This window comes from Alkalibacillus aidingensis, assembly GCF_014595945.1.
Lineage (GTDB): Bacteria > Bacillota > Bacilli > Bacillales > Alkalibacillaceae > Alkalibacillus > Alkalibacillus aidingensis.
The window spans coordinates 746126-767373 of record NZ_JABXWU010000001.1; the positions used below are offsets into that span (position 1 = coordinate 746126).

17 protein-coding genes, 1 other RNA gene and 1 other annotated feature are annotated in these 21248 nt (G+C 37.1%); of the genes, 1 reads left to right on the forward strand and 17 read right to left on the reverse strand.

The window, feature by feature from the left end; all coding sequences use genetic code 11:
* Positions 1–79: 79 nt before the first annotated feature.
* The 8 genes from HWQ49_RS03910 to HWQ49_RS03945 form a co-directional block, all read right to left on the reverse strand.
* On the reverse strand, positions 80–226 hold the full coding sequence (locus HWQ49_RS03910) for a hypothetical protein (protein ID WP_188206246.1): 147 nt from the start codon (positions 224–226) through the stop codon (positions 80–82).
* A 108-nt stretch (positions 227–334) separates the two neighbouring features.
* Positions 335–502, reverse strand: coding sequence for a hypothetical protein (locus tag HWQ49_RS03915; RefSeq protein ID WP_188206247.1), 168 nt, complete (start codon positions 500–502; stop codon positions 335–337).
* A gap of 90 nt (positions 503–592) precedes the next feature.
* A complete protein-coding gene (recD2, locus tag HWQ49_RS03920) occupies positions 593–2884 on the reverse strand; it encodes an SF1B family DNA helicase RecD2 (protein WP_223154984.1) in 2292 nt (763 codons plus the stop codon).
* A gap of 12 nt (positions 2885–2896) precedes the next feature.
* A complete protein-coding gene (locus tag HWQ49_RS03925; protein ID WP_188206248.1) occupies positions 2897–3562 on the reverse strand; it encodes a tetratricopeptide repeat protein in 666 nt (221 codons plus the stop codon).
* A gap of 91 nt (positions 3563–3653) precedes the next feature.
* Entirely contained in the window at positions 3654–4766 is a 1113-nt protein-coding gene (gene mnmA, locus HWQ49_RS03930) for a tRNA 2-thiouridine(34) synthase MnmA (protein ID WP_188206249.1), read from the reverse strand.
* Positions 4767–4851: 85 nt separating this feature from the next.
* A complete protein-coding gene (locus HWQ49_RS03935) occupies positions 4852–5997 on the reverse strand; it encodes a cysteine desulfurase family protein (protein ID WP_188206250.1) in 1146 nt (381 codons plus the stop codon).
* A 15-nt stretch (positions 5998–6012) separates the two neighbouring features.
* On the reverse strand, positions 6013–6432 hold the full coding sequence (gene cymR, locus HWQ49_RS03940) for a cysteine metabolism transcriptional regulator CymR (protein WP_188206251.1): 420 nt from the start codon (positions 6430–6432) through the stop codon (positions 6013–6015).
* Positions 6433–6539: 107 nt separating this feature from the next.
* Positions 6540–7835 carry a replication-associated recombination protein A gene (locus tag HWQ49_RS03945; RefSeq protein ID WP_188206252.1) on the reverse strand — a complete coding sequence of 432 codons (1296 nt, stop codon included), beginning with the start codon at positions 7833–7835 and terminating at the stop codon, positions 6540–6542.
* 215 nt (positions 7836–8050) lie between these two features.
* Here HWQ49_RS03945 and HWQ49_RS03950 point away from each other — a divergent pair, with 215 nt between their 5' ends.
* A complete protein-coding gene (locus tag HWQ49_RS03950; RefSeq protein WP_188206253.1) occupies positions 8051–8680 on the forward strand; it encodes an RsfA family transcriptional regulator in 630 nt (209 codons plus the stop codon).
* A 48-nt stretch (positions 8681–8728) separates the two neighbouring features.
* On the opposite strand, the gene ssrS is transcribed toward HWQ49_RS03950, so the two are convergent.
* From ssrS to secDF, 9 genes are all read right to left on the reverse strand, one after another.
* A non-coding RNA gene (ssrS, locus tag HWQ49_RS03955) (6S RNA) lies at positions 8729–8913 on the reverse strand.
* A 113-nt stretch (positions 8914–9026) separates the two neighbouring features.
* Positions 9027–10796 (reverse strand): aspartate--tRNA ligase, encoded by a 1770-nt coding sequence (aspS, locus tag HWQ49_RS03960; RefSeq protein WP_188206254.1) that lies wholly within the window; start codon positions 10794–10796, stop codon positions 9027–9029.
* An 11-nt stretch (positions 10797–10807) separates the two neighbouring features.
* Positions 10808–12076, reverse strand: coding sequence for a histidine--tRNA ligase (gene hisS, locus HWQ49_RS03965; protein WP_188206255.1), 1269 nt, complete (start codon positions 12074–12076; stop codon positions 10808–10810).
* Between the two features lie 106 nt (positions 12077–12182).
* Positions 12183–12418: a binding site (T-box leader), on the reverse strand.
* A gap of 81 nt (positions 12419–12499) precedes the next feature.
* Complete coding sequence (dtd, locus tag HWQ49_RS03970) at positions 12500–12943, reverse strand: D-aminoacyl-tRNA deacylase (protein WP_188206256.1); 444 nt, start codon at positions 12941–12943, stop codon at positions 12500–12502.
* 10 nt (positions 12944–12953) lie between these two features.
* Positions 12954–15146, reverse strand: coding sequence for a RelA/SpoT family protein (locus tag HWQ49_RS03975; RefSeq protein ID WP_188206257.1), 2193 nt, complete (start codon positions 15144–15146; stop codon positions 12954–12956).
* Positions 15147–15285: 139 nt separating this feature from the next.
* A complete protein-coding gene (locus HWQ49_RS03980) occupies positions 15286–15798 on the reverse strand; it encodes an adenine phosphoribosyltransferase (RefSeq protein ID WP_188206258.1) in 513 nt (170 codons plus the stop codon).
* Entirely contained in the window at positions 15788–18109 is a 2322-nt protein-coding gene (gene recJ / locus HWQ49_RS03985; protein ID WP_188206259.1) for a single-stranded-DNA-specific exonuclease RecJ, read from the reverse strand. Before recJ ends, HWQ49_RS03980 begins: the two co-directional genes overlap by 11 nt.
* A gap of 63 nt (positions 18110–18172) precedes the next feature.
* Complete coding sequence (locus HWQ49_RS03990; protein ID WP_188206260.1) at positions 18173–18505, reverse strand: LapA family protein; 333 nt, start codon at positions 18503–18505, stop codon at positions 18173–18175.
* Between the two features lie 447 nt (positions 18506–18952).
* Positions 18953–21223 (reverse strand): protein translocase subunit SecDF, encoded by a 2271-nt coding sequence (gene secDF, locus HWQ49_RS03995; protein WP_188206261.1) that lies wholly within the window; start codon positions 21221–21223, stop codon positions 18953–18955.
* Between the last annotated feature and the right edge of the window lie 25 nt (positions 21224–21248).

Genomic DNA, 21248 nt, shown 5'->3' on the forward strand with positions numbered 1-21248 from the left:
TGTAACGAGGCTGGGACAGCAGTGTTATAATCGAATACGTTTCACTTAGTATTGTCCCAGCCTCAGTCAAGTTAGAGCACTAGAATACTCGTCTTCTTAAGCGACGACCTGATTTTCTAAGTTGTTTTACTAACCCGTTTCGTCTACTTAAAATACCTCCACCTCTGTTGCGCATTAGATAGAGGGCTGCTGCTCCCATGACTCCTGTTGAGATAACTCGGTTCAAAGTTGATCACCAACCTTCACTGACACTCTAGATGTTAACAAACGCCTTTTCAAATACTTTCACTAAATTCCACCTTTGTAAGAAAGGTCAACTTCGCCTAAAATCATACTACTCCGAAAACAGGTCATCTAAAGAGGAAACCGTTCCATCCTCTTGTACTTCATGCACGTGCAATTGGCCATCTTCTATGGTCAACTCAATAAAACAGTCCCAACAATAATAATGTTGGTCACCTATTTTACCGACATTGGATGTATGGCAATTTGGGCAATTCATACAAACCCCTCTTTTCTTTTTTGCCTACATCTTGTCCGATTCATCCGTGTTCTATACCACTAAGGTATGAACATTTTTAGTTTACACGCTTCACATAAAATCATAAGGAGAAATATCTTCCTCATTTGTTGTCTCATGTTTACTTTCTGATGGTGTTGCTTGATTAAAAGCCTGGATTCGTTCAACTAAGCTGGTATTTCGATCGAATACTTGTTGCTTTTGCATTCCTTCTAAAAATACATCATACTCACCACAAATGATTAAAGAAGACTTACCACGGGTAATGGCTGTATAAATCAGATTTTTAACTAACATCCGTTTAAAAGGTCTTACAACCGGGAGCACGACAATAGGAAATTCACTACCTTGCGACTTATGGATAGAAATAGCATAAGCTAACATGATTTGATTAAAATCCTGCTTAGTATAGGATACTTCTAATCCGTCAAAGTCAATCACCATTTCCTCTTTTTTAGATTCGGTTTCCTTAGACCCTTTTATGGCAATAATTTCACCAATATCACCGTTAAATACGTCCTTTTCAGGTTGATTCACTAACTGAATTACTTTATCCCCCGTACGATAAGTATACTGGAAGTGTTGTAGTTCTCTTTTCCCTTCCACTTTTGGATTAAATATGTTTTGTAACGTTTCATTTAGCTGATGGATTCCTACTTGGGTTTTATACATTGGCGCTAACACTTGTATATCGCGCTGTGAATATCCTTTATTTATAGCCTTTTCAACGATTTGTTTAATCGTATGAAGTGTATGATCGGTGGTGGTTTCAATAAAATTAAAGTCATCCTTTTTCCCCACTGACTTAAGGGGGATTTGATCATTTTTTATATCATGGGCCAACTTAACGATATACGAATCATTTTTTTGTCGGTAAATTTCCGATAACTGACAAACCGGGACAATGTTCGATTTTAATAAATCGGCAAGGACTTGACCAGGGCCAACTGAAGGTAATTGGTCTTCATCGCCAACAAAAATCACCTTCATTTCACTCGGAATTGCTTTTAATAAGCTATTGGCTAGCCAGATATCGACCATGGAAAATTCATCTACAATCATTAATTTTCCTTTAAGCTGATTACCTGAATGGTACTCAAAATGTTCCTCACCTGACCATCCCAATAAACTATGGATGGTTTTAGCCTTTAGACCGGTTGATTCGGATAGTCTTTTTGCTGCGCGACCTGTTGGAGCAGCTAAAATATAATCCGATGTGTGTTTAGCCTTTCCTTGGTTAAATAATGTTTCATAACAATGAATAATTCCTTTGACAACCGTTGTTTTCCCCGTTCCTGGACCACCAGTAAGTAACATCACTTTCTCGGTTAATGCTTTTTTAACAGCTTCATATTGCTCTTCGCCGTATGCAATGCCCTCTTGTTCTTCAATTTCACCAATTACCTTTAACAATTCACTTTCATTGAAAGACTGTTCTTCTTCCATTTCGAGTATCCTTGTTAATTGCGATGCTACGCCTTCTTCTGCATAGTATAGATGGGGTAAATAAACTCGACTCTGCTCTTGTACAACTAAATCCTCTTCGATTAAAGATTGAAGATGCTGTACTAATGAATCTTGGTCTTCCACCTGTGCCCCCTGGTAAAGCAAACCATTTAGTTGGGTTAATAAGACATGCTCTTCAACAAATACATGACCATTTAGTGATTCTTTTTCTAATACATGCAAGACTCCAGCCTTTACTCGCGTTGGATGGTCATCCTTAATTCCCATCGACTCAGCAATTTCATCAGCTCGCTGAAAGCCAAAACCTTCCACATCAAAAACAAATTGATAAGGATTTTCATGCAGCTGACTAATGGTATTTTCTTGATACACATCATAGATCTTTTGAGCTAACTGTAAACCAACTCCATATTTAGCAAGCTCTAAAGTAACTTGCTCAAACCCTTGGTGAATTCTTAAATCAGCTACTAACTGCTTTTTAGTTTCTGGCTTAATCCCTTGTACTTGGTCAAGTTTTGTAGTGTCTTTTAATATTTGGTCAATAGCATCAATTCCTAGTGTATGGACAATTCTCTCAGCTGTTTTCTTACCAATTCCGTAAAATAAATCACTGGATAAATATTTAATTAAGCTTTCTTCTGTTTTAGGTAACTCTTTTTCATATGTAAAGACATTTAATTGTTCACCAAACTTAGGATGATTTTGAATGGTGCCGTAAAAGATATAGTCATTGCCATGAGTTAAAGGTGGAAAATGACCCTTCACCACTAACTCTTCCTCATCAAGGTCTAAATCGGTTTCATAAACAGAAACAGACGCAATCGAAAATTGCGCCTCAGAGTTATGAAAAATCATATGGTTTAATTGAGCCTTTGCAAAACTTCTTTCTTCCATCATGTGGCTTCTCCCTTATGAATCTTGATCTCTCAATAACTGTTCCACTTGTTTCTTTCCGTTCCCCGCTAATAAATGATCCGGCTGAATAGCTAACGCCTGTTCAAATTGTACTAAAGCATCGTTGGGCTTCTCTTGATATAAATAACAAACACCCTTATTATAATATGCATCGCTATGATGATCATCTAATGATAAAACCTTATTCATCTGCTCCAAGGCCTGATCAATCATGTTGGCATACGCTAGTGTTAACCCGTATTGAAACTGAATGTCGACATCTTTAGGACTGATCTCACTGGCTCTTTGCATATAAGGTAATGCCAGCTTTGGCATTTCCTGATTCAATAATGACATACCCAGCATAAAATAAAGATCCTGATCATCAAGACCTTGTTTCATCGCCTCTTGAAACTGTTTAGTAGCTTCGGCAAATTGATCTTGTTCAAAATAAAGATTACCCAATCCATAATGAGCAGCTGGTGTTTCTTCTAAATCTAAAGATTTACGATAAAATCGCTCAGCACTATCATATTCATTTAAGTGTACCAAAAGATTAGCGAAGTTGATATATCCTACTGGGTCTTCTGGATTTTCTTCAATGTAATTATTAAAAGCTTGAGCTGCTTCCTCAAACTTATGCTCCTGCATGTATTCAATTCCCTTTTGTAACTCACTCATCTTAGCTGACTCCCCTTCCTAAATGGCTCATATATTTTCGACAAAAACAGAAGAAAAAGCCACCACTATTTGTGCTGACTTTTCTTAAAAACTAGCCTAAATAAGTCAATGCTTGTTGGTTTTTATAGGCTGTTTCAATCGTTCCACCACCTAGACAAACTTCACCATCATAAAAAACAACCGCTTGTCCAGGAGTAATAGCACGCTGAGACTCATCGAAAATAACATTTACCGAACCATCATCTTGAACGTGAACAGTCACTCCACTATCTTGTTGACGGTATCTAAATTTAGCCGTACATTTAATGGGTTCTGATAAGTCTCTGTCAACTAACCAATTTACGTCAACAGCATGTAATTCATCTGAATAAAGTGCTTCATGATCAAACCCTTGTTCAACATATAAGATGTTATCCTTTAGGTTTTTACCGACAACAAACCACGGATCACCGGCACCACCAATACCTAGTCCTTGTCTTTGGCCGATCGTATAGTACATAAGTCCATCGTGTCTGCCCTTCACTTCACCGTCTAAGGTTTCCATGTTGCCTGGTTGAGCTGGTAAATACTCACTTAAAAATTCTTTAAAATTCCTTTCTCCAATAAAACAAATACCTGTACTATCTTTTTTCTTAGCTGTTGCTAAATCGTGCTTCTCTGCAATTTCCCTTACTTCTTTTTTATTGATTTCACCTAATGGAAACAAAATTTTAGGAAGAATTTCTTTCGGAATTTGATTCAAGAAATACGTTTGGTCCTTATTGTCATCTACTCCACGCAACATTTCTATCTGACCATCTTGCTCACGCACACGAGCATAGTGGCCAGTAGCTAAATAATCTGCCCCTAAGCCCATAGCATGATCTAAAAACGCCTTAAATTTAATTTCTTTATTACACATGACGTCAGGATTCGGTGTTCGACCTGCTTTATATTCATCTAAAAAGTACTGGAAAACTTTATCCCAATACTGTTTCTCAAAGTTAACTGAGTAGTAAGGAATATCTAACTGATTGCAAACACGTGCAACATCCTCATAATCTTGCGTTGCAGTACAAACACCAAATTCATCTGTATCGTCCCAGTTTTTCATAAAGATTCCAACAACATCATAGCCTTGTTGCTTTAATAATAAAGCTGTCACTGATGAGTCAACACCACCAGACATCCCAACAACTACTCTAATGTTTGAGCGATCTTCCATGATTTCACCACCTTCTATTAATTGTCTTACACTTGATTTGGTTACCCATGAATCTTGTTTTTAGGTAAATATTGTTATCCCTAGATTATAAATTAGTTAAACGGTCTACAATTGATTTGATCCGTTCTGCGACTAATTTCATTTCTTCTTCAGTGTTGTCCATACCAAAGCTGAATCGAATAGAATTACGAAGTCGTTCATCATCAGAACCGTACATCGCCTTCAACACATGAGAAGGGTCAATCGAGCCCGCTGTACAAGCAGATCCAGACGAAACGGCGATACCTGATAAATCCAAATTAGTTAGAAACATCTCAACATCAGTACCCGGAAAACTTATATTTAGAATGTTTGGTGTTCTATATGGTTCATTGCCGTTAACGGAAAAATCAACCCCTTGTTGGGTTAATTCCTCTAACAAGGTTTTTGACAAGAGACGATAATGTGATAAACGCTGTTCTCTTTCTCCCAAGACAAGTTCAATCGCGCGTTTAAACCCAACGATTGATAACGTGTTTTCTGTACCCGAGCGCCACTTACGCTCTTGTTCGCCACCATAAACTAACTGCTTTAAATGAATATCTTCGCGTTTATATAAAAATCCGATTCCTTTTGGTCCGTAAATCTTATGAGATGATGCTGATAGTAAATCAACCTGTAAAGCTTCCACATCAATTGCTTCCACACCTAATGCTTGTACCGCATCGGTATGAAAGATGGATTGATGATCCTTTAATTCCTGGCCGATTTCCTCAATTGGCTGCCTAATACCTGTTTCGTTATTAACCATCATCACCGTTACTAATATCGTGTCATCTCTCAATGCATTTTTCAAATCAGTAACTGAGATTCGACCTGTTTCATCAACAGGTAAATACGACACTTCAAAACCGTTTTCTTCTAGTTCCTCACATGGGTGAAGCACCGCATGATGTTCAATTTGAGTCGTAATAATATGTTTACCTTGTTCTTGATAAGCATAAGCCGTTCCAAAGATCGCTAAATTATTCGCTTCTGTACCTCCACTTGTAAAAATAATTGAAGGGAAATCAGCATGAATGCTTTTAGCTATCGTTGTCCTAGCATCATCTAATTGCTTACGACTTTCCCGACCGAATTGATGGATACTTGATGGGTTACCAAACTGGGTTTTCATCGCCTCGGTCATTGCCTGTTGTACTTCTTCATGAATCGGAGTAGTCGCTGCATGATCGATATAGATGTGTTTCATTTCCTTTCACCTACTTTAAATATAAAACATATGTTCTTCTTGGTAATTCGAATCATCGTAGTTAGATAAGTCTTGAAGGGTTGTCGTATCTAACACATCCTTAACTGCGTCTCGAATTCTTTTCCATAATTCTCGCTTGGCTGGTTCTTCATCATCCATTTCTTCGACTGGACGAATAGGTCCTTCTAGGGTACGAATAATATCGGCTGCTGTGATTAGTTTGGGTTCTCTTGTTAATAAATATCCACCTTTTGCCCCTCGCACACTCTTCACTAGCCCCTCATTACGTAAGGGGGCAATTAATTGTTCTAAATAATGCTCAGATAAATTATAATCATTAGCAATCGTTTTTAAGGGTAACGGTGCGTTGCCATAGTTTTTAGCTAATGCAATCATGATCGTTAACCCATAACGACCTTTAGTTGATATCTTCAAAACGATGTTCCTCCTTCTACAACTAAGGCGACTTTTGAATTTATTATAACATGGATCAAAAAACCAACGATAATTATAGCATGATAAGCCATAAATTGAACATAGAGCTACTCTTGCTCTTTTCTCCCTTGCAACTGTAAATTGCGAAGCTTTTCATAAATTTGTGCATATCTTTTCTCCTCACCAACTTCTTTCGGTTGATAATAAGATGCATTTTTAAGTGATTGTGGCAAATACTCCTGATAGACCCAACCATTTGGATAGTTATGAGGATATTTATAGTTAATCCCGTGACCTAACTGATTAGCACCACTATAATGAGCATCCTTTAAATGATCTGGGATTTCATCTGTAATTCCCTTTTGTACATGTTGAATCGCTTTATCAAGAGCTTTGTATGCAGTATTAGATTTAGGAGATAAGCATAATTCCACTGTAATGACTGATAATGGTATTCTTGCTTCAGGCAGCCCTAGCCTTTCAACTGACTCAACAGCAGGTAATACTCGAGAGCATAAAGCAGGGTTAGCTAACCCTATATCTTCATAGGCAATAACTAATAACCTTCTAGTAATTGCCTCCAAATCGCCACCTGCTAATAATCTGGCAAGGTAGTGTAATGCTGCATTGACATCACTGCCTCTAATACTCTTTTGAAAACCTGATAGTAAATTATAATAAATATCACCTTTTTTGTCGTGGGTGAAGCCTTTATTTTTTATACAATACTCAACTGTCTCTGGTTTAACATGAAAGACCTCATTCTCATCTTGATCTGAAGCATAGACAATATCTTCTAATAAGGTTAATGCGGTTCTGGCATCGCCAGTCACTGAAGCGATTTGTTCCAGTAGCTTATTATCAATCTCAACCCTTATATGACCTAACCCTTTCATCTCATCTTCAAGAGTTTTATTCAACAATTGTAATACGGCACTTGATGACAATAAAGACAATTGCTTGATCTGGCCACATCTCGAGCGAATAGCATTATTCACACTGTGGAACGGATTTTCAGTTGTTGCTCCAATTAAGGTAATGACACCTTCCTCTAAAGCTTTTAATAAATAATCTTGTTGACTTTTATTAAAGCGGTGAATTTCGTCTATAAACAAAATAGCACCCTCACTTACTTTCGCCTTGGCTGTAATTTCTTCAATATCTTTCTTACTAGATGTGGTTGCATTGATGGCATAAAAGTCTTTATTGGTTGTACCAGAAATAGCATATGCTAATGAAGTTTTACCTGTTCCGGGTGGACCATATAAAATCATTGAAGGTACATGTCCTTGTTGAATCATTTTATATAATGGTGTATCACGTCCAATGACGTCATCTTGTCCAATAACTTCTTCAATGACTTCAGGTCGCATTCTATACGCTAAAGGCTCTTTAAAAAACATAGATCAAACCCCTTTATTTTGTCGAACTGATTATTATTTTACTATATTCTCATCCTTTTTTACGAATAATCATAACGAATCCATGTATATAAATAAATCTTCTTGCGCATGATAGAAATAGGAAACTATCAATTAACCCTTAGAGATTCCTAATTCTGACAAACATTCTAAATCGTCAAACAAACAAATTTCAAAATAGAAAGGATGAATAGTGTATGGTAAAGGTTAGGCAAGATGCATGGTCTCATGAAGATGATTTACTACTTGCTGAGACGGTATTACGCCATATAAGAGAGGGAAGTACACAGTTAAACGCATTTGAAGAAGTTGGTGATCAGCTAAATCGTACAGCAGCTGCATGTGGTTTTAGATGGAATGCTGAAGTAAGAAAAAACTATGAAAAAGCAGTAGATTTAGCCAAAAGACAGCGTAAGCAGCGCAAGAGATCACAACAACAACAGAAATCATCATCATATCAAACTAAGACAAAAGTCGCTCAGCAAAATCTACCAATGGCTGCTGGTTCAGAGAGACAAGATCCATCTATAGATTCTATTATTCATCAACTAAAGCAATTAAAAAATATTAATCAAGAGAATACACAGATGAACAGTGAGGTTGAAGCTCTTAAACAGGAGAATGAACGATTAAAAGAAGACAATGAAGATTTAAAAGAGCAAGTGGATCAGCTCACAAAACAATACAATAGCTTACAAGAAGATTATCAGACATTCATCAACATTATGGATCGAGCTAGAAAAATGATGGTTTTTGATGAAGAAGAAGTCTCTGCTCCTTCTTTTAAGATGGAGAAGAACGGTAATTTAGAACAGATTGCTAAATAAACAAAGAAAAGGTTATTTCCAAGAATGGAAATAACCTTTTTGTTATGTATCAATCCCAATTGTGCCGTCTATCCGTGTTGTTTTGAACCCGCTCAAGGCAGGTGGGTGTCCTGTTCCATATCTTTTTGTAAGTCCTTAAAAAAGGCATTTACGCAATATGGAAACTACAGACTCCCTTTTATATAAGTGTTCGGTCAAAACATATGAGGAATCGACGTACACATTAGGATTGATAAGATAAAGTTGCTTTGTAATTTTGTATTTAAATAATAGCATGTTATCTCGTTAGTTTCAAGTAAATTTCATTAGGTCAATGGTCATAAATTAACTAAAAATCCATTTATTCTTACTCACTTTTCTTAGGAATTTGCTTTAGATAAAGCTCCTCTAACTGCTTTTGATCAACACTTGCTGGTGCTTCAGTTAATAAATCAGAAGCTGATGCAGTCTTAGGAAAAGCAATTGTATCACGAAGGTTTGATTTTCCGGCTAATAACATCACTAAACGGTCAAACCCTAATGCAATACCTCCATGTGGTGGTGCACCAAACTCTAATGCTTCAAGTAAAAATCCAAATTGTTCTTCTGCTTCTTCCTTAGTAAAGCCAAGCGCTTTGAACATCTTTTCTTGCATATTCTTTTGATAAATACGTAAGGATCCACCACCTAATTCATACCCATTCAAAACGACGTCATAAGCTTGTGCTTTTACAGAACCCGGATCACTATTTAGCTGATCGATATCTTCTGTTTGTGGCATCGTAAATGGATGGTGTGCTGCATGATAGCGACCTTCGTCTTCATCATATTCAAATAATGGCCAATCCGTCACCCATAAGAAGTTAAATTTCGAGTCGTCAATTAACCCTAACTCTTTTCCTAACTTTAATCTAAGAGCACCTAGACTGTCTGCAACCACACCTGGTTGGTCAGCTACAAATAATAATAAGTCATTCGTTTCTGCTGTTAGTTCACGTTTAATGGCTTGCTGTTCTTCTTCTTCAAAGAACTTCGCAATTGGGCCAGTTAAACCATTCTCATCAACTTTCATCCAAGCTAAGCCTTTCGCACCATAAACAGAGACGTATTCAGTTAACTGGTCGATATCTTTTCGTGAGAAATTATTCGCTGAATCCTTAACATTAATTGCGCTGACTTTTCCACCGGATTCTACTGCCTGTTTAAAGACTTTGAACCCACTATCTTTAAACAGTTCACTCATATTAACTAATTCCAGGCCAAAACGAGTATCAGGCTTATCTGAACCAAAACGTTCCATCGCTTCAGTGTAAGTAAGACGAGGGAACGGTACAGGAATCTCAACACCTTTTACTTCTTGAACCACTGATTTCAACATCTCTTCAGTCATTCTCATGATCTCTTCTTGTGACAAGAAGGATGTTTCGATATCAACCTGTGTAAACTCGGGCTGTCGGTCTGCGCGCAAGTCCTCATCACGGAAACAACGTGTAATTTGATAGTATTTTTCAAACCCTGACACCATAAGTAACTGTTTAAATAGCTGTGGTGATTGAGGTAGAGCATAAAATTCACCAGGATGAACACGACTTGGTACTAAATAATCGCGCGCGCCTTCTGGTGTACTCTTGGTTAAAATTGGCGTTTCCATTTCTAAGAAACCATTTGTGTTTAAGTAGCTTCTAATCGCCTGAGTAGTTTGATGTCTTAAGATTAACGTCTCCTGCATCGGCTGTCGTCTTAAATCTAGATAACGGTACTTTAACCGAGTTTCTTCAGTTAAATCTTTATGTTCATCGACTTTGATTGGTAAGGCTTTGGACTGGTTAATAACTGTTACTTCATCAACTAATACTTCCACTTCTCCAGTTTTCATTTTGTCGTTGATCGTCTCACTATCTCTTTTTTTAACCGATCCTTTAATCTCAACGACAAACTCACTGCGTAGTTTCTCGGCAGTTTGCAAAGCCTCTTGATTATGTTCTGGACTAAAAACAGTTTGGACGATTCCAGATCGGTCTCGTAAATCTATAAAGATTAGCCCACCTAAATCACGGCGCCTTTGCACCCATCCCTTTAATAATACCTTTTCATCGACTAATTCGGTTGATATATGTCCACAATGATTACGCTTCATGATGACCCTCCTTAAATAGTTGACTTGATCTCTTGCACAATATCTGATAATGACACAGACTTTTGATTTCCATCGTCTAGACTTTTAATATTAACAACACCAGATTGTACTTCTTCCTCACCAATAATAACTGCATAATTGGCTTTGTAGCGATCTGCTGCTTTAAATTGTGCTTTCATCTTCTTATCAAGATAGTCCTGATCAGTTTTTATTCCAGCTTTTCTTAATTCATAAACAAGTTTGGAAGCAGTGTATTTCGCTTCTTCCCCCATTGTAATCACATAACAATCAATTCCTTGCTGGGTGTCTAATGTCACACCTTCAGCATCTAAGGCCATTAGTAACCTCTCAATACTTAAAGCAAAACCAATTCCTGATTTTTCGGGTCCACCAAGGTCTTGAATTAATCCATTATAACGTCCTCCACCAGATAATGTGGTAATGGAGCCAAAACCTTCAGCCTCACTCATAATTTCAAAAGCGGTATGTGTATAATAATCGAGCCCCCGCACTAAAGTCTCATCAACTACAAATGGAATATTCATCTGATCTAAATGCTTTTTAACTTCCTCAAAATAATTAAGAGAATAATCATTTAGATAGTCCAAAATTGATGGTGCATTTTGCATCGTTGGGTGATCCTGATCGACTTTACAATCCAATAAACGAAGTGGATTTTGTTCTAAGCGATTTTGACAATCTGTACACAACTCCTCTTCGTGTGGCTTGAAATGGTCAATTAAAGCCTGACGGTGTGCTTCTCTACTCTCTTTGTCACCAAGACTGTTAATGACTAGTTTTAATGATTTCAATCCAAGTGTTTGATAACACTCCATCGCAAAAGCAAGAACTTCTGCATCAACAGCAGGATCATCACTTCCAATAGCCTCAATGCCAAATTGTGTGAATTGTCTAGTTCGTCCTTGTTGTGGTCGTTCATAACGAAACATAGGCCCTAAATAGTAAAGCTTGTTAGGTTGATGCTCTGAACCATGTAGTTTGTGTTGAACATAAGCTCTTGCAACAGATGCAGTTCCTTCAGGTCTTAATGTTAAGCTTCTGTCGCCTCGATCACTAAAAGTGTACATTTCTTTTTGGACAATGTCCGTTGTATCTCCTACACCACGTTGAAACAGCTCTGTCCTTTCAAATATAGGCGTTCGGATTTCTTGATAATTATAAAGCTCTGCTAATTGTTTTAACCTCTCTTCTATGACATGCCATTTCTGTGTATCCTCCGGTAATAAATCTTCTGTACCACGTGGAACGTTAATATTCATGGTCAACCTCCTTATTAGATCTTCTGTTTTCTAGGACTCAGTTATACTTTTGCGATGGCACTATTATTTTTTGTTAAACAATAAAAAACGCCCCTATCAATTTCTTGATAGGGACGAGACTCTTCCCGTGTTGCCACCCTGATTAAAGCATGATAAATAGTCACGCTTTCACTTCATTAAGATAACGCTATAAGCGATGGATACCTACTAGTTTGTTTCGCGTTCGGTACCACACCTCGGGAATGTCTTTCACAGATGGAACGAATAGGTTTATTTTCAGCCTAGGATAAACCTTCTCTGTAATTGTCCTCATTCTGCTACTTTTTCCTTCATCGGTTTTGAATATGAAATTGTTTAAGACTATAATTACACATTAATGTTTAAATCATCATATATATCGTTAACGAAAATGTCAAGCCTTTTTCATTCTTTAGAATCCAAAATCAATGTAACCGGCCCATCATTTAATAATGAGACCTTCATATGTTCGCCAAACGCACCTGTTTCAACTGGTACTCCTAATAACTCGACATACTCATTGAATTGTTCATAAAGTTGATTAGCTTGATCTGGTTTGGCTGCATTCATAAAATTTGGCCGTCTACCTTTTCGACTATCGCCATATAAAGTAAATTGAGAAATCGATAAAATCTTTCCCTTTATATCTTTGATCGATAAATTCATCTTGCCCTCTTCATCAGAAAAAATGCGAAGATTCGTTACTTTATCAGCGATATACTTTAAATCTTCTTCAGTGTCATCATGAGTAACACCGAGTAAGACGACAAGTCCATCTTTAATAGAACCCGTTGTTTGGCCCTCAACTTCTACTGAACCTTCAGTAACTCGTTGTATGACTGCTTTCATAAAAATCCCCTTACTGTATTGTTCTTTGCACGGTAAATACGTCACTAATATGTTTGATTCGTTCAACGATACGTCTTAAATGATCAACATTATGAATCAAAATCGTTAGATTAATCGTCGCCATTTTATTCTTATCAGATTTACCTGTCACAGCAACGATATCGGTGTTAGACTCATTAACAACTTGTAAGATCTCGTTCAATAAACCGTTACGATCAAACCCTGAAATTTCAAGATCAACACTGTAATTTTTGCGTTGTTGATGTCCTGTTTCCCACTCAACCTCGATTAATCGAGTATCATCTTCATGCTGAATGTTAGGACAGTCTTCTCTGTGGACAGAAACACCACGACCCTTAGTTATAAAACCAATAATTTCATCACCAGGAACAGGGTTGCAGCATTTTGATAGACGGATCATTAAATTATCGATCCCTTTTACATTAACACCAACACCACGAGATTTTTTACGTCTCGTCTCCACTTCTTGCTGAACCTCTTTAATTGAGTCCTCTAGATCAACTGCACGCTCTTTTTGAATTATTTTCTCCGCCAGACGATTAGCCGCTTGTTGCGCTGTAATCCCTTGGTATCCAACAGCAGCATAGAGGTCTTCTAAAGTATTTAAATGGAAACGACCCAATGCATTTTCAATATTTTCATCGACTAATACCTCTTTAGGTGACAGATCCATATTTTTTAGTTCTTTTTCAATCATCTCACGGCCACGTTCAACATTCTCTTCACGGCGTTGCTTTTTAAAGAACTGCTTAATTTTATTTTTGGCCTGTGATGTCTGGGTGATCTTCAACCAATCTTCTGAAGGTCCATAAGAATGCTTAGAGGTTAATATCTCAATAATGTCACCCGTTTTTAGTTTATAATCAAGTGGTTCAATTTTACCATTAACTTTTGCTCCAACTGTTTTATTACCGACCTCTGTGTGAATTCGATAAGCAAAATCGAGTGGGACAGAGCCACTAGGTAATTCCATCACATCCCCATTAGGTGTAAATACGTAAACCATATCGGAGAAGAAATCGACTTTTAGTGATTCCATGAATTCTTCTGCATCGTTGGTTTCACTTTGCCACTCAAGGATCTCTCTGAACCACGCTAATTGCTTAGACATGTTCTCCTGATTATTAGCTCCTTTGCCTTCTTTATAGGCCCAATGTGCTGCGATACCATACTCTGCAATCTCATGCATGTCTTGAGTTCTAATTTGGACCTCTAAAGGATCCCCTTTAGGTCCAATAACCGTCGTATGCAAAGACTGATAAAGGTTCGGTTTTGGCATCGCAATATAATCTTTAAAACGACCCGGCATTGGCTTCCAACATGTATGAATGATCCCTAAAACGGCATAGCACTCTTTAATACTTTTTACAATTACTCGTACAGCTAACAAATCATAAATTTCATTAAAGTCCTTCTTTTGATGAACCATTTTACGATAAATGCTGTAAATATGTTTAGGTCGTCCAGATATTTCTGCTGAGATATTAACATCATTTAATTGATCATTAATTTCATCAATAACCTTCTCAATATAGTAAACTCGTTCATCACGTTTCTGTTTCATTAAGTTAACAATGCGATAATATTGCTGTGGATTTAAATATCTGAGTGATATATCTTCTAATTCCCACTTAATGGTAGAAATACCTAATCGATGAGCTAATGGAGCGAAAATTTCTAACGTTTCATTAGCGATCCGTCTTTGTTTGTGCTCTGGTAAATGATCGAGTGTACGAATATTATGCAACCTGTCAGCGAGTTTAATTAAGATAACACGAATATCCTTTGCCATGGCAATGAACATTTTACGGTGATTTTCGGCCTGTTGTTCCTCTTTTGATTTATATTTAATCTTACCAAGCTTGGTCACACCTTCAACAAGTGATGCTACTTCTTCTCCAAACTCTTCTGATAAATCATCAAACGTTATTCCAGTGTCTTCAATCACATCGTGTAAAAACCCACTAGCAATGGTTGCAGGGTCCATCTCTAACTCTACTAATATGCTAGCAACCTGAACTGGGTGGACAATGTAATCCTCACCCGATTTACGCACCTGTCCTTTATGTGCTTCCTTTGCATATTCATAAGCAAGCCTAAGAAACGTCGTATGCTCTTCATTTAAATAACGACTAGCCTCTTCTAAAACTTGTTCAATTGTCTTTGTTTCATGCTTAGCCATAACATCACCTGGGTGTTCATTTTCAGTATCTTTTAAACATTATTAATAATTTATTGAAAATTGTAAAGATATTTGACTTATTTTCTGCTTATTAAAATAAAACATTGGCTGACCCTTTATTAAGGTCAGCCATATCATGTTAATACTCCATTAATGATAGTATATCATAATCTTTTAACTTTTCTCGACCGTTTAAATAGCTTAATTCGATTAAGAAAGCACAACCGACTACTTCACCACCAAGTTGCTCGACTAAATCAATTGTCGCTTCCACCGTTCCACCTGTTGCTAATAGGTCATCTGTAAACAACACACGCTGACCAGGCTTTATAGCATCTTTATGAATAGTTAAAGCATCGTTACCGTACTCTAGCCCATATTCTACCTTAATCGTTTCTCTTGGTAACTTTCCTTCTTTACGAACTGGTGCAAATCCAACTTCTAACGCGTAGGACACCGGACACCCTACAATAAAACCTCTTGCCTCTGGGCCAACAATAACATCCACATTTATATCTTTAGCATATTGCACAATTTCATCGACAGCTGATTTAAAAGCTGGTCCATTATCCATTAACGTCGTAATGTCTTTAAATCGTATTCCTTTTTTAGGCCAATCTTCAACTATTGTTATATACTGCTTATAATCCATGTACAACTTCCCCTTCCTTCGATTGCAGACTTACACTTAATCTGCTTCCGATCCATTCTTTTAATTCGGTATATGAAGAGTAATAAAGTGTTTCCTCAACCTTCATTAACTCATGCTTTCTTTGATAAGTGATGGATTGGTTAAGTGGTTTAAATTCAACATTATCTTGAAAAATAATTTCACCATGGTTTATTTTAACAAAGTTTAATTCAAAAAACACTTGTAACATAAAGTCTAAACAATCAATAGTCCAATTTTTTGCCTGTGCTAACTGTTTTTTCTGTTGTTCTTTAATGACTTGATGCTTTTTTAAAGTGCTATAAAGGATTTTAAAATCCTCTCGATTCGGCATAGGTGAGAAAAGTTGTTGTGATTGATTCTGATAGCATAAATAAATAGATGTAAACGATCCTATATTTAGTAACTTTTCAAAATCAGTTAATCTCTCCGGTAAATCTACACACACCAAGTGTTTTATATCCTTCACTATATCCTCTTGAAGTTGATTATATTGGTGAATTTCAACAGATTTAATGGACGGTTGTTCATTCGTATAAACAACTAATGTTTCATCGTTTGGCAATTTCTCCACAATCTGATTAACTAACTTTTGCCCTCTGCAATCAAACAATTGCCATTCATTGCAACGTAAGTCCTGGAGTTTTATTTGTAGTTTACGATGGCCATTCCACTCATTTATTTCAATTTCACCGACAGCATCGACAAGTACTCCTGGTGACAGTTGGTCCGCTAAATGACCAAGTTTAAAGCCAATCATTTCGATGGATTCATCGCCTTTATTTCCTTTTAACTTAATATGGTTTTGGTTGGCTCCTATTTTTCTTATTTCTTTTAGTTGAATATCATTGACTTGGAATACAGGCTTTTCGTTACCCATTCCAAATGGTGCCAACAACTGAATTTCATTAGGAAAATTAAGATCTACCTCACTCCAATCTACCTCATCTTCTATAGACAAAGTTGGAATGAAGTCATCTGGCTGTAATTTATCTTTTGCCTGTTCATTGAGCTGACGACGTAATTCATCAATTTGATCAATTTCAACCGTCATACCCGCAGCTTGTGCGTGTCCACCAAACTGCAAGAAAAGGTCATTAACTTCCATTCCTTGCTTGAACAAGTCATAGGCTGGAATACTTCTTCCACTACCTTTGGCGATTCCCTGTTGTTCATCTATTCCTAACACAATGGTTGGGCGATAATACTTATTGACTATTCTTGAAGCAACTATCCCTAATACTCCCGGGTTCCAACCCTCTTTTGCTAAAACAAACACGTAGTCATCACGATGATATGCTTCGATCTCTTTAATAGCTTCATCCGCTAGTTTTTTTACAATTTGTTGACGTTCTTGATTTAATTGATCAATTTCTAAGGCTATATCCTCTGCTAGAATCTCATCTTCTTCTAATAAGAGATCAACAGCAAGAGAAGCATCTTGCAAACGACCTACTGCATTTAGTCGTGGACCAATAATAAAACCGATGTGGTCAGTTGTCATCCCTTGATCGATTTTTCCAATTTTCTTAAGTGCATTAATCCCTGGGTGTTCAGAATTGGATAATATTGATAAACCATGTTTAACAAATACTCGGTTTTCTCCTTTTAAAGGAACTAAATCTGCCACCGTTCCAATCGCAACTAAACCAAGTAAATGCTTAGGTAGTTCTCCTAAAAGAGCATGTGCAAGTTTAAAAGCAACACCTACACCAGCTAAATCATTAAAGGGATAATCTGGTGCTAAACGAGGATGGATAATTCCATATGCATCAGGAAGTTCATCTTGTTCCTCGTGGTGGTCAGTAATGATAAGATCAATGCCAATTTCCTTGGCAATTTTAGCTTCATATGGGGCAGCAATACCATTATCAACCGTTATAATTAATGAACCACCCGCTTCTTTCACTTCTCGAAAAGCTGCCTCATTTGGTCCATAACCTTCTGTAAAGCGATTGGGAATGTAATAATCTACCAAGGCTCCCATTGAGCGTAAAGTATGAACTAAAACTGCCGTGGATGTTACTCCATCAGCATCATAATCTCCGTATATTAAAATCTTTTCTTCACGATCAATTGCTAAATTAATTCGCTTAACTACTTTCTCCATATCATTAAATAAAAACGGATCATGCAAATCATTCAGATTAAGATACAAAAAAGCTTCTGCTTCTTCTTGAGTATGTATACCTCGTTTAGCTAACATCCGTTTAATAACGGGGGAGATGTGTAGATCGAATTGAGGTGTCTGACTCGGATTCGTTAACATCCATTGTTTTGTACTCTCTAACATAATTTCACCCCTGACTCACTCATTATACAAGAGCTTCACAGGGGTATCAATGTCATAATATAACTAGTCTTTATTTTTTTCTTGCTCTTCTTCATCTTCTTGGTTGGGGGAAGTTGAAGATTCATCAGTTTCTACCGGTGGAGCCAATTCACGCAAGGCCCGATTATCTTCTTTTAGTTGTTTGACTTCTTTTTGAAGTTGATAAAATTTAGTAAAGCTAACTCCAAAAGCCAGCAATGCACCTAATAATACTGAAAATAATATGACTAGAATTAACGGTGCATCGGTTTGTGTAAATAAAAAGTCAACTGGTACTGAATCAACATTAATAACTGCAAAAACGGCGATAATGACTGCAAATATTAACGTGAGAATAATCCATGTTTGTTGTCTCATCAAATACCTCCTCATATTTATAGTATATCGAAAATTCTTAACACTTGTCGATATATTCACATCTTGTTCTTAAGTAGTTTAGGTCACAAAATAGATATAATGTTCAGAACTTTTTGTTAGGTGGTGCTTCTCTCTGACAATTTGCACTTCACATAAGGGCAAAACTACCTTTATAAATGGAACCATTCTGCAATTAATGTAGGTGATTCATAAATAAAAGTCCATATTCATTAATTATTCATGCGTATTCATCATTTATGGAAGGATATTCCATAATAAAATCCCGTATTCATTAATAAAACGAGCTATTCACCAATAATAAGCCACATTCATTAATAAGCTTGCCTTTCCCTAAAACATGAAGGACTAAATAAAAGGAAAAGGTAAGGGGATAATTTACCCCTTACCTTCTTAGTTTGTAAAACGTTATAGTTTTTATAAACAGGATTAGACTTGTGGTCCACCTGATGGTTTCTTTTTCTGTAGGTCGATCGGCTTTTCTGAAATATTTCTACCTCTCCAAACTAACCATAGCTGAGCACCTAGGAATAAGGAAGAGTAAGTACCTGCTAATAAGCCGACCATTAATGCAAATGCGAAATAGGTAATATCCTGAGCACCGAACAGGAATAGCATTAGTGCTGCAAAGAAAACTGTAATAACTGTGTTAAAGCTACGAGCAAGAGTTTGCATTAAGCTCTTATTCACGACCGAAGCTAAATTCTTAAACGTTTTTACTCGTTTTTCCAGTCGCAAGTTTTCCCGTATTCGATCAAAGGTAACGATCGTATCGTTAATCGAGTAACCGACTATGGTCAATATCGCAGCAATGATCGTAATGTTAAATTCAATTTGGAAAATGCTAAACAACGCCAAGATAAAGAACGCATCGTGTAACAGAGCAATTATGGCAGTTAAAGCAAAGAATAGTTCAAATCGGAACGTTACATAAATAATAATTCCGATTGATGCATATAACACTGCCCAAACTGCGTTCATGGCTAATTCCTGACCAACCTTTGGAGTAACCGTACTGACACTTGGTTCATTTCCATAAACCTCAGTAAAGTGTGTATTTACCTCAGCAATTTCATCTTGATCAAGGACACGATCAAAACGAACCATAGCTTGATCTTCATAATCACCAGCTAGGACAACCTGAGTTGGTTCCATACCTAGTGTGCCAAACTCCTCATTAATTTCTTCAGTTGTTAATGATTGTTCTGAAAGTACTTGTACACGAGATCCACTTTCAAAATCAATTCCTAAGTTCAACCCGAATACCGTTAGGAAGATCGCGCCTGCTAACACTAATGAACTAGAAATGAGGAAGAACTTTTTCCTATGTCCAACAAAGTTGAATTGCTTTCCAAATAAATGTGGCTCGACTTCTTCGCCTTTTGTAATATCTTTTATTTCATCAGGTTTAACACCGAATAATTTCGGACGATTGTTTAAAACCTTGCTATTAACCCATAGTGCCATTAACCAACGTGTACCGTATACCGCTGTAATAAAACTTAAAATAATACTAATTATTAACATGGTCGCAAAACCTTTAACTGAACTGGTACCAAAGATAAATAGGACTGTTGCAGCTAAAATAGTCGTAACATTCGCATCGAGAATCGTAGATAGTGAGCGCTTATTACCAGCTTTAAAGGCAGATTTTATGGTTTTGCCTGATTTAACCTCTTCTTTGACACGCTCAAAAGTAATAATATTGGCATCAACAGCCATACCGACACCCAGCACCAACGCAGCAATACCTGGCAAGGTTAACACACCATTGATCGCCTCGAATACTAGTAAAATTAAGTAGATATAAGCACTTAAAGTAACAGCGGATATAATTCCTGGGAATCGATAATAGCCAATGATATATAAGTAAATTAGAATAACTCCTAATATACCGGCAAATACCGTTTTCTCAAGTGCTTGTTCACCAAACTGAGCACCGACTGCCACTGAGTAAACTTCCTCTAGATCAGCTGGTAAGGAGCCTGAGTTGAGTAGGTCAGCTAATTGTTTAGCCTCATCAACCGTAAAGCTACCTTCAATCATCACGTCTGTACCTGGAATGGGTTCCTTCACTCGTGGTGCAGAGATAAATTTCGGATCATCTGACCCCATTTCCTCTTCAAAAGAATCCCCTTCTTCATAGTCCAGCCAAATAACTAAAAGGTTTTCACCTTCAGGTTGTTGTGCAACCTCCCTAGTGACGTCATGGAAATTTTCGTAATCACTTTCTTCAAAGTTACGCTTAGTTTCCAATGTAACAATAGGCTGATTCATTTCACTAAAGTCTTGTCTAGCACTACCATCAACTAGCTCGGTACCATCAAAATATAGTTCGTCATCCGTTCCTCTAAATGATATATGTGCAGTAGTTGATAGGATTTCCCTTGCTTCGTTTTGGTCGGTGACACCCGCAAGCTGTACCCGAATCCGATTATCTCCTTCTATATCGATAAACGGTTCGTTCACCCCTAAAACGTCCACACGCTGATAAAGGCTTTGAACCACAGCTTCTAACATTTGATCATTAACTTCTTGATCATCATTGATTGGTTCAACTTCATACAAGACTTCAAAGCCACCTTGTAAGTCCAAACCAAGTGTAATATCCTTTGTAATTGAATTGGTCGTCGTACCGATTAATCCCCCTAAAAGTAGAACAATTAGGAAAAAGGCGACGATTCTGCCCTTCCTCTTCATCTGTTATGTTACCTCCTTTATTAGC